Source organism: Variovorax sp. MPBD4-3 (assembly GCF_058809745.1).
In genome coordinates this window covers 147,150-157,699 of the sequence record NZ_JBXASW010000009.1, presented here as the reverse complement: position 1 = coordinate 157,699, position 10,550 = coordinate 147,150, and the positions used below count along the sequence as shown (strand labels likewise).

Here is a 10,550-nt window from a genome sequence, read left to right as displayed (position 1 = left end):
GGCAACTCGCCAGTCAGTCCGCCAAGACGGCGGCATGACTTAAACCAACTGGCCTCCATGAAAGCCGGGGCGATTCAGCTAAGGCCGCGAGAGCGAAGGCAGCTGAAGCCTATCGTGCGATCGAGCAGGCACCCCTGAATTTTTCTATAGACGAGGCGTTGTCAGAGGAACTGGAAAACGCCTTTCCCCAGGCTTCAAGCGAATTCGCAGCGTTTCAGAACGCGACGCAGAATCGGCGAGCCACGGCTATGCAAGCGTCGGGTGGAGCCGTCGCATGGGATTCGATCGAGGCCCTTCCCAACAACCCCAGCGTGAGACTCGTCGACAAAGCAGGGGCGCTTACTGCCGAAGCAAAAGCCTTTGAGGAATCCATGGACGTCAAGGCACGAGCAGAGATGGTCTTGCAACAAGACGAGCTCAATGCGCGCGTGAAGCTCTCCGAAACTAAGGACTCGGTCTTGGAGGCTGTTACCAAGCTAGCCCATAACGCCAAACTGAAGGCGTGTGCGGACAGCATCTCCGTAACCGGCATCTCCCGCAAGTCGACCGATCTGTCGGAAAAAATGGCGACTCAAGAGGTCGTGGACGCCCTGAACGCCGAGCTGCTTGCCTTGAATGTTCATGAACTTCAAGTGGCGATGAAACCGGAATCGCCCAAAGGCAAGACTCAGTACAAGCTGAGGCTACAACTGCCCGGAGGTGGCACGCCGTCGGCCATTCTCAGCGAGGGTGAGCAGCGCGGAATTGCCATCGCATCTTTCTTGGCGGAGGTGAAGCTTGGGAAGGGGCGCGGAGGCGTCGTCTTCGACGATCCAGTCTCGTCTCTGGATCATCGCCACCGTTGGCATGTCGCCGCACGCCTGGTCGAGGAGTCCAAGACGCGACAGGTGATTGTCTTTACACATGACATCTACTTCTTATGCATCATCCAGCAGCAAGCTGGCTTAGCGCATGCGACTGCGTCGACGCAGTGCATCGGGCGCGGACCTGCCGGTTTTGGAGTCCAAGCCGATCGTTTGCCCTTTGACACCCTGAGCACTTCGAAGCGTGTCAAGGCGCTAAGAGGTATGCGCGATCATCTGGCAAAGGTGCACAAGGAGGGGAATGCAGCTGAGGCGATGCGGCTCACGCGCGAGGCCTACTCGCATTTGCGTATGGCATGGGAGCGAGGTGTCGAAGAAGTACTCCTGCAAAGCACAGTGACTCGGTTTGATGAAGGGGTCTCGACTCAGCGACTTAAGGGAGTCGTCGTGGAGGATGGAGACGTGGACGCGATCAACGCTGGCATGACGAAAAGTTCGAAATTTTCGGGTCACGACCCCGCAATGTCCGCTCAGATTCCCACCCCTCATCCAGACGAACTGTTGGAGGACATCAACAAGCTCGAAACTTGGCGGGCGTCTGTGACGGCCCGTGCCGACATCGTCCAGGCGAGGCGGAAGTAGAAGGCATCAATTGGCCAGAACCGGACCTATTGGCCTTCTATTCCTTCGGCCCGTGCGGCCTGATACGCTTGCCGAGCGCAAGTTCGCTGCGAGGAGACCATAGGCCATGAACTGTGTAATTTGTTTGACGGAACTCGTTCCCAGCAATGATTCGCTAGAGCACATCATCCCTGCGTCGGTGGGGGGAAGGCTCAAGAAACGAGGCGTGCTATGTAGGTCGTGCAACAACACCGCTGGCGAAGACTGGGACTCGGATCTTGCTAGGCAGCTGAACTTCTTTTGCGTGACGTTCGATATCAATCGCGAACGAGGCCCGGCGCCACCGGAGAAGGTTACGACGTCGAACGGGAGAGAGCTTCTCCTCCACCCAGGTAAGCCCATGACGCAAGTCAGTCCGGTGTTTAAGTCCACACGGCTGCCAGGACGCATCGCCTATGAGATTCAGGCGAGATCGATGGACGAAGCGAAAGCGATGGTCAAAAAGCTTGCGCGGAAGCATGCCGATCTCGATGTTGAGGCTGCCCTCGCCAGTGCGCAGATCAGCAACGAGCTGCTTGATGGGTACATTCACGTATCAACAGAATTCGCCGGAGAACTAGCGGGCCGGTCAATTGTAAAAAGTGCACTGTGCTGGGCGGCCTTGCAGGGTGTGCCAGCGACTGCATGTCATGAAGCCCGTGAGTACCTAACTAATACTGCGGCTGAAGCTTGCTTTGGGTTCATAAATGAACCTGACCCGGTATCGAACAGACCTAAAGGTGTTCCTCTGCACTGCGTCGCAGTAAGCAGTATTGGCACAGCAGGGCAGTTGCTAGGCTACGTCGAGTTCTTCGGCTGGCGGAGAATGGTTGTTCAGCTTGCGAGGGAATACAGCGGCCCCGCTGTCCACGCAAGTCACTTTATCGACCCCCGCACGAGCGAGGTTCTGGAGCTTGATGTCGACCTTCGCTTTGACCATGCGACGGTGGCATCGATCTTCGACTACAAGCATTCCCTGCCGGACCAGGTCACCGCCTCGGCAGCGCCAATTATCGAGGCCATGCTCGAAAAGTTGAGCCAACAAGAGACCAATCGAGCGATCGCCGAAATTGTCGAGAGGGCGTTTCGTGAATGCGGAGCGAGTGAAGGCGAGATGCTTACCGATGAGCATCTCCGCAAAGTCACAGAGTCCATGGCCGCGCAGATCGTGCAGTACCAATCGAAACTGATGAAGCGCTAGGCGGGGTCCGAAGGTCGTCCAGGCCGAAGGTGAAGGGGATTCGAACGATGCAGTCATCGGAAACAGAGCACGCGATAGTGCGCACATTCGCATCCGAGGTAGTGCCCGGCAAGTCGCCGCTGTCGGTGTGGTGCCTCCCGGTCGCTGGTGCCGCGGAGCGCGATTGCTTCGGAATCGTTGAGAGACAGATCGCCAAGGCAGGCGGCTCGCTAGTGCTAGGCTGGGCGATCTGGTACAGGGTCCCGATCATCGAGGCTGAATTTCACGCTGTCTGGCAGAGCCGCTCTGGGGTGTGGCTCGATCTCACGCCTCGGCCGTTTGCCGTGGAGTGGATCACTTTCGTGTCGGATCCGGCTGCACGCTATGGCGGCTCGCAGGTCGACAACATCCGCAGATCCCTCGTGGACGATCCTGTTGTGGACGAGTTCCTGGCGCTCCAGCGCAGGCAGTTCGAGATCATGAATGAGGGCGACCTCGCGCGCGCGCACGGGCGCATCAGGCTCACAGAGCAACGCATGGCGGAACTCGAGTTCACCAGCGAACGGGCGTCTCGGCTGGCTGAGCTTATTGCCGTGCGATATCAGCCACCAGATTGACGGGCCTACTGATCTTGGTTTGAAGACGTATCTGCTTTTCACTCTTCGGTACTCCCTTCCTGACCTTCGACCCCCTCGGCCTGCTCGGTTTCGAACGTGAGCTGGCTCACAAAGCCGCTGCCGTCGAGCGTGTGCCTCACGCTCGCAACGATCCACGGCGTCTCGTCTATCTGCCGCTTGAAGCCCGCCACCCGGCCCGGGCGCTGCGCCGTGATGTCGGCGCGGCCGTAGGCGAGGGTGATTTCAAAGTCGAAGATCCCGCGCTGAATGCGCAGCCACTCGGCGCGCGCGGCGGCCAGCGCGTCTTCCTTGCTCGCGAAGGTGGTGCGCAGCTCTTTGGCCCGGCCGCTGATGCCCGCGAGCACGCTGCTGCGCTTGCCGGTCTTGATGTTGTTCCACCAGGCCTTCACGCCGCTGTAGGCGTCGCGGTCGGCGCGGCTCCATCGGTGCTGGTCGCCGTCTTGCCTGGTGATGACGAACGGCGCCAGCACCTTGCCGCTGGGTGTGCGCGCGGCGCGCGCCTGGCTGAAGAGCAGCTTGCCGTTCTTCACGGTGCACAGGCAGTCGTAGGTCTGCGCCAGGCGTCGCAGGAACGACGCATCCGACTCGCCGAGCTGGTCGGCGTGCTTGACCTTGCGTGTCGCAATTTCCTTGGCGACGATGGCCTCGATGCGGTTGCGCTTGGCCACGCTCTTCACGATGGCGCCGACGGTGGTGTCGTGCCACGACTGGTCGCGCAATGAGCGCAGGCTGTCGAGCAGATTGGCCGCGCGGGCGCGAATGGTGATCTCGTCGGGCGTGCCCGCGTGCTGCACTGCCTGCACGGTGTATTTGCCCTTGTCGATCAGGCCGACGGAAAGCCCATTTCTTCTGTCGTGAGCTGCCTGTAGGGCGCCGCGTTGGGCTCGGCGAGCCAGCCGATGGCCACTTCGACTGTGTCGCCGGAGTTGGGCAGCTCCACGGCGCCGTCATGATCGCTCACGACGAGTTCGATTTCGTCGGAGTCGTTCTGCCTGTCGTCGGTGATGGTCAAATACACGGCAAAGGAAACCGGCATTTCGATTACGCCGAAATTGCCAAGCTTGTGGAGTAGGTCAAGCGCGGCATGACGCCAAGAGAAATAGCCCGGCAGATGGTGCCGGTTTAACGAGCTTCGATCCACAGCAGGTTGGCTGAACTCGGCTATCGAAAGAGCGAGAAATATCGCAGCAGCAAGGAAGATAAAATGAGCGACAACAAAGCGCCGCCAGCGCCCAGCATCGGCAATGCGCTCTCCAAGGCGGCCTATATCGCATTTGCCATTGCGCTTTGCCTTGCTCTGCTCTCGCATATCCCCGGCCCTATGGGCTCGCTGTTTAAGGAGGCGCTAGCGGAGAGTCGTGCGCCGTTCTGGGCATTGCTGGGTTTGATCGCGTGTACCAGCGTACTAGCATTTGCTTGGATGTGGCGCCTCGCTTTTCCTCCCGGTCCTAAGTTCTTTGCAGTGGTGCGGCAGTCAGCCGACGTTCTGCTTGGCGCTTCGTATGTTCTCTGCGGGGTTCTCATGGCTGTGTGTTTGGCGACATGGTCTTTGCGTCCTTGGGGGCCAGCCGCGCTCACCACCGGACTCATGTACAACCTCACGTTCGCTTACGATTCCGTGCTCTCACCCACCCGTCCATCTCGGACTAAATGCTTGTTCGGAATGGCCTCAAACCTGCTTCTCTCTGTCTTGCTAGTTTTCGTCGCGCTCAGGATCGCTGATGGGGGCTGGGAAGCGATCTGGAAATAGAAGCAGAAGGTAAAGCAAGGCGTATTGAAAATTGCGGCTCGTCGTATGTACAAGCGCTGCGTACTTCGCGGGAAGGCTGCTGAGAATTCTTAATGTAGAGCGCTTTTTGGCCGAAATTCGATCTCTACCGGGTAGGCCATTTCAGTGACTCAGGTTGCAGCCAGCAAGTAAATTCCTCCCGATCACCCAACCTGCCTCTCATGCAGGTTGCACCACATCCAATCCTCCCCGGGCTCCATCGACTGGATCACCGGATGTTGCTGCGCATGCGAATGCTTCGTCGCGTGCCGGTTCTTCGACGAATCGCAGCAACCCACGTGGCCGCATTGAACGCACAGGCGCAAGTGAACCCAGGTATCGCCGGTCTTCAAGCAGTCTTCACAGCCGCGCAGAGTGTGCGGCTGCGCGATGTCGGCGGGAACGTGGTCGCAGGGTTTGATGGGCACGAGGCAACTCCTTTGTAATTCGAGACTGATCAGGCCGTAGTCGATGACTGCGACAGGTGTTGATGAATCAGCGCCACCGCAGCAGCGCCTTCGCCGATGGCGCCGCCGACGCGCTTGACGGAGCCCGAGCGCACATCGCCCACGGCGAACACGCCGGGCACGCTGGACTCGAGCGCGGTCGCCGGCCGAGCTGGAAAGCCGCTGCTCGCGGCCGCGCCGGTCAGCACGAAGCCATGCTTGTCGACCGACACGCCGCATCCTTCGAGCCACGAAGTCTCGGGCTCCGCGCCCACGAAGAGGAAGATATTGCGGGCAGGGCAGTCGTGCTCGTCGCCCGACGTGTGGCAGCGCCACGTCGCACCCGTGAGGCCTTCGTCCGGTCCGCCGTGCAGGCGCACCAGTTCCGTGTGCGGCTGCAGCGAGATGTTGGGAGTGGCTTCGATGCGGTCGATGAGGTAGCGCGACATGCTGGCCGCGAGCGACGGCCCGCGCACCAGCACGTTGACCTTGGCCGCATGGCGTGACAGGAACACCGCGGCCTGTCCGGCAGAGTTGCCGCCGCCGACCAGCGCCACTTCCTGCCGCGCGCAAATCTTCGCTTCGATGGCCGAAGCCCAGTACCAGATGCCGCGCCCCTCGAATTCGGCGAGGCGCGGCACCGCGGGTCGCCGGTAGCGCGCGCCGCTTGCAATCACCACGGTGCGCGCATTGATGGTGCGGCCGTCGGCCAGCGAAACGCGCAGGCTTTCTTGCGGGTTGTCGCGCGAGCAGTCCAGCGATGTCACCTTGGCGGGAATCAGCATCTCGACGCCGAACTTCTGTGCCTGCACGAAGGCGCGGCCCGCGAGCGCCTGGCCGGAGATGCCGGTCGGAAAGCCGAGGTAATTCTCGATGCGTGCGCTGGCCCCGGCCTGTCCGCCGAAGGCCCGGCAATCGAGCACGATCACGCGCAGGCCTTCGGAGGCCGCATACACGGCGGTGGCCAGGCCCGCCGGCCCGGCGCCCACCACGGCCACGTCATACAACTCGTCGCGCTCGGCGGTGTCGACCATGCCCAGGCAGCGCGCGAGCGCATCGTCGGTGGGGTTCACCAGCACGGAGCCGTCCGGACACACCGCCAGCAGCTTGCCGGCACCGTACTGCGCGATGAGCGCGGCGGCGTCGGGGTCGTCGTCGGCGTCGACCAGGTGATAGGGGTAGCCATTGCGGCGAAGAAAGTTCTCCAGCCGGGCCATGTCGGGCGACTGCGGCGGGCCGATCAGCACCGGTCCGCTGGCGCCGGATTCGATCAGCGCCACGCGTCGCAGGATGAGCGCGCGCGTAATGCGTTCGCCCAGGTCGGCTTCGGCGACCAACAGCGCGCGCAGTTGCGCCGGCGGCACGAGCAGCACTTCGACATCTTCATCGGCATGTCCGTCGACCAGGGCAGGGCGGCCGCTCAGCTGGCCGACCTCGGCCAGGAACTCTCCCGGGCCCTGCCGCACGATGGGCACGACGTGGCCGAGCCCATCGCGTTGCGTGACCGCCACGACGCCCTTGAGCAGAACGTACATCCCGGGGCCGGTTTCTCCGGCGGTGAAGAGCCGGGCACCGCGCGCGAACTGTTGCACGGTGCCGAAACGCGCAATACGCGCAATCTCCGTGTCACTCAGCACGGGAAAGGTCTGCTGGAGGCGGCCGTTGTCGGTGCCGCGTACGTCGGTGGCCATGCGTGAAAGCTCCTTTTCGCGAGTCTCCCGCATTAGACGACGAAGTGCACGGAAGGGCCTGCGTCGCCGTCATGTGTCTGAAATGTTCCTGACATGCCGGCTTCATGGCAGGTGCGGAGACTCCCTCGGCAGAAAGGGTTCCCCATGAAAGAACTGCCCAACCCGACATTTCCGCTTTCGCAGATCGGGCTGCGCGCGGCCTTGTGGCCCGCTCCTGTTGCCGTTGGTTCGACCACCACCATCACTGCCCGCTCCTCGGTGCCCCAGGCGCCCGCAGTCATTCTTCCTCCGGTTCCCGAAGCCCGCCAGGGCATCACCGTGGGTTGGGCTCGCCACCTCGACGACGTGCGTGCCGCGCAACGCCTGCGTTACGACGTGTTCGTCGGCGAGATGGGCGCTCGCGTGTCGTCGCCGCTGGCCGGCCACGACATCGACCTGTTCGACGATTTCTGCGAACACCTGCTGGTCCGCGACGAACTGACGCAGCAAGTCATCGGCACCTATCGCGTGCTGACGCCGGCACAGGCCCGCCGCGTGGGCAGCACCTACAGCGATACTGAATTCGACCTCACCCGCCTGCGCGATCTGCGCGAGCGCATGGTCGAGCTTGGCCGCAGCTGCGTGCACCCCGAACACCGCCAGGGCGGCGTGATCCTCGCGCTGTGGGGGGCCTTGGCCGGCTTCATGCACCGCAACAAGCTCGACACCATGATCGGCTGCGCGAGCATTCCCATGTCGCACAACGGCGTGACCAACGGCGACGCTGCCGCCAGCATCTGGCGCCAGGTGTCGACCAGCCACATGGCGCCGATCCAATACCAGGTGCAGCCGCGCCTGCCGCTGCCGGTCGAGCGGCTGGACAGCACGCTCGACGTGGAGCCGCCAGCGCTCATCAAGGGCTACCTGCGCCTGGGTGCCAAGGTGCTCGGTGCGCCGGCCTGGGACCCGGACTTCAACGCCGCTGACCTGCCGATGATGATGCGCATCGACGATCTGCCAGCGCGTTACCGCAAGCACTTCCTGGGCGCATGAAGCCGGCGGTCGCCCGGCCCGAACCGGGGCCGCTCGCTTCTTCCAACACGCCTCCAGGGTCTGGAGCAGGTGCGCTGGAGGCGTCACGGGAATGTCATGCAAATGACACAAGCGCGGATGACACTGTCATATTTCCGCCTACACGTTCTCCTGTGCCGCTTGCTCCAGAATCAGTGCCTATGCAATCCGACCCCGCAGATCCGTCGCTCGACGTCGCTGCGCCCACGTTCACGCTGCTGGACCGCGATCACAGCATCCTGTCATTCAACGAGCGCGTGCTCGACTGGGCGCATCGGACCGAAGTGCCGCTCATCGAACGGCTGCGCTATCTTTGTATTGTTTCGTCGAATCTCGACGAGTTCTTCGAAGTCCGTGCCGCGCCGCACCTGATCGCGGGCAGCGCCGGCGACCACAAGGGCACCTACACCGTCGAATCGTTCGAGCGGCTGGCCGACGCGGCCCACACGCTCGTGGCGCGGCAGTACGCGCTGTACAACGACGAGCTGATGCCGACTTTCGCCACGCACGGCATCCACATCATTTCGCACGGTGAACGCAATCCGGCGCAGCGCAAGTGGGTCAGCGAGTATTTCGAGCGTGAAGTGCGTCCGCTGCTGATTCCCGTGGGGCTGGACCCCGCTCATCCGTTCCCGCAGGTGGCGAACAAGTCGCTCAACTTCATCGTGAGGCTGGGCGGCAAGGACGCCTTCGGGCGCGAAAACCCCATCCAGATCGTGAAGGTGCCCCGTGTGCTGCCGCGCCTGATCAAGATGCCTGCCAAGGTGTCGGATGGCAAGACGCTGTTCGTGGCGCTGTCGAGCGTGGTGCGGGCGCACCTGTCGAGCATGTTCCCCGGCCGCGAGGTGGGCGACTTCTCCCAATTCCGCGTCACGCGGCATTCCGACCTTGCGGTGGACGAGGAAGACGTCAAGAACCTGCGCACCGCCTTGCGCCAGGGACTGCAGCACCGGCACTACGGCCAGGCTGTGCGTCTCGAGGTGTCGGCGAGCTGCGCGGAGTCGCTGGCGAGCTTCCTGCTGGCGCAGTTCAATCTGCCGCCGCAGGCCCTCTACCGAGTGCACGGGCCGGTGAACCTGGCCCGGTTCACGCAACTCGCGGATCTGCTCGACGAACCCAAGCTGCGCTTTCCGCCGTATCCGGCGTCCTACCCGGTCACGCTGTCGCCGTCGCAGTCGTTCTTCGAAAGGCTGCAGCGCAGCGACGTACTCATTCACCAGCCTTTCGAGAGCTTCGACGGCGTGCTGGCGTTCCTGCGCGAGGCGGTGCTCGACCCGCAGGTTCTGGCGATCAAGCAGACCATCTACCGCACCGGCGCCGACTCGGTGCTGATGGACCTCCTGCGTGAAGCGGTGCGCCGCGGCAAGGAAGTCACGGTGGTGGTGGAGCTGAAGGCACGCTTCGACGAAGAGGCCAACATCAACTGGGCTGAAATGCTCGAGTCGATCGGCGCGCAGGTGGTGTACGGCGTGGTCGGCCTGAAGACCCACGCCAAGATGCTGCTGGTGACTCGCCGCGAGGGCAAGCAGATGCGCCGCTATGGCCATCTTTCCACCGGCAACTACAACCCGCGCACCGCCAAGCTCTATACGGACATCAGCCACCTCACGGCCGACCCGCTGCTGACGGCCGACATGGAGACCGTGTTCGTCCACCTCGCGAGCCAGAGCCGGTTGCCCAAGCTCAACCGCATGTGGCTGGCGCCGTTCGACCTGCACAAGAACCTCGTCACCCAGATCGACGCGCTCGGCGTGGCGGCTGCGGCTGGACATGCGACGCGCATCGTCGCCAAGATGAACGCGCTGACCGACGAGGAGATCATCGCCGCGCTGATTCGCGCGGGGCAGAAGGGCGTGAAGATCGACCTGATCGTGCGCGGCGCCTGCACGCTGCCGGCGCAGGTGCCGGGGGTGACCGACAACATCCGGGTGCGCTCGGTGATCGGGCGCTTCCTCGAGCATTCGCGGGTCTTCTACTTCCGCAACGGCGAAGACGAGTCGCTCTACCTGTCGAGCGCCGACTGGATGAACCGCAACATGATGCGTCGCATCGAGCTCGCCTGGCCCGTGACCGACCCGGGCCTGCGCCAGCGCCTGATCGACGAATGCCTGGTGGCCTATCTGCACGATGGACGCGACGCCTGGGATCTGGGCGGCGATGGCATCTATACCCGCGTCGACCACGACACGCATGCGGGCGAGGCGGGTGCTTCCCGAGCGATCGAGGCGCACGGCGCACAAGCTGCGCTCATGAATCGCTATGCATCCCGAGCGCACATCCGGGATGCATCCGGCAACTGAAGACCGAAAGACGA

Annotated in this window: 9 protein-coding genes and 2 pseudogenes; 7 read left to right on the top strand and 4 right to left on the bottom strand. The window is 62.8% G+C overall.

The features are described 5' to 3' along the window. Positions 1–83: 83 nt before the first annotated feature. The 4 genes and pseudogenes from AC1RVW_RS08235 to AC1RVW_RS08220 all read left to right on the top strand — a co-directional run. Positions 84–1,445, top strand: a pseudogene (locus tag AC1RVW_RS08235) (AAA family ATPase); the annotation flags it as partial. A gap of 106 nt (positions 1,446–1,551) precedes the next feature. Beyond that, positions 1,552–1,704, top strand: a pseudogene (locus AC1RVW_RS08230) (HNH endonuclease); the annotation flags it as partial. A gap of 120 nt (positions 1,705–1,824) precedes the next feature. Next, positions 1,825–2,664 carry a hypothetical protein gene (locus AC1RVW_RS08225; protein ID WP_493199209.1) on the top strand — a complete coding sequence of 280 codons (840 nt, stop codon included), beginning with the start codon at positions 1,825–1,827 and terminating at the stop codon, positions 2,662–2,664. Between the two features lie 47 nt (positions 2,665–2,711). Beyond that, a complete protein-coding gene (locus AC1RVW_RS08220) occupies positions 2,712–3,260 on the top strand; it encodes a hypothetical protein (RefSeq protein ID WP_493199207.1) in 549 nt (182 codons plus the stop codon). A gap of 38 nt (positions 3,261–3,298) precedes the next feature. Here the strand turns inward: AC1RVW_RS08220 and AC1RVW_RS08215 are convergent, their stop codons facing one another. Continuing rightward, positions 3,299–4,084: a contractile injection system protein, VgrG/Pvc8 family gene (locus AC1RVW_RS08215; protein WP_493199205.1), complete on the bottom strand. Its 786-nt coding sequence runs from the start codon at positions 4,082–4,084 to the stop codon at positions 3,299–3,301. Between the two features lie 20 nt (positions 4,085–4,104). Further along, positions 4,105–4,317, bottom strand: coding sequence for a hypothetical protein (locus tag AC1RVW_RS08210; protein ID WP_493199203.1), 213 nt, complete (start codon positions 4,315–4,317; stop codon positions 4,105–4,107). 168 nt (positions 4,318–4,485) lie between these two features. Here AC1RVW_RS08210 and AC1RVW_RS08205 point away from each other — a divergent pair, with 168 nt between their 5' ends. Beyond that, positions 4,486–5,031 (top strand): hypothetical protein, encoded by a 546-nt coding sequence (locus tag AC1RVW_RS08205; RefSeq protein WP_493199201.1) that lies wholly within the window; start codon positions 4,486–4,488, stop codon positions 5,029–5,031. Between the two features lie 182 nt (positions 5,032–5,213). Here AC1RVW_RS08205 and AC1RVW_RS08200 read toward each other — a convergent pair whose 3' ends face one another. Continuing rightward, entirely contained in the window at positions 5,214–5,477 is a 264-nt protein-coding gene (locus AC1RVW_RS08200) for a UBP-type zinc finger domain-containing protein (RefSeq protein ID WP_285410878.1), read from the bottom strand. 29 nt (positions 5,478–5,506) lie between these two features. Continuing rightward, entirely contained in the window at positions 5,507–7,186 is a 1,680-nt protein-coding gene (locus tag AC1RVW_RS08195; RefSeq protein ID WP_106934277.1) for an FAD-dependent oxidoreductase, read from the bottom strand. A gap of 144 nt (positions 7,187–7,330) precedes the next feature. On the opposite strand from AC1RVW_RS08195, the gene AC1RVW_RS08190 reads away from it, so the two are divergent. Both AC1RVW_RS08190 and ppk1 read left to right on the top strand, forming a co-directional pair. Next, positions 7,331–8,218, top strand: a complete 888-nt coding sequence (locus AC1RVW_RS08190) for a GNAT family N-acetyltransferase (RefSeq protein WP_493199198.1) — start codon at positions 7,331–7,333, stop codon at positions 8,216–8,218. Positions 8,219–8,397: 179 nt separating this feature from the next. Continuing rightward, positions 8,398–10,536, top strand: a complete 2,139-nt coding sequence (gene ppk1, locus AC1RVW_RS08185) for a polyphosphate kinase 1 (RefSeq protein ID WP_493199196.1) — start codon at positions 8,398–8,400, stop codon at positions 10,534–10,536. Positions 10,537–10,550: the final 14 nt, after the last annotated feature.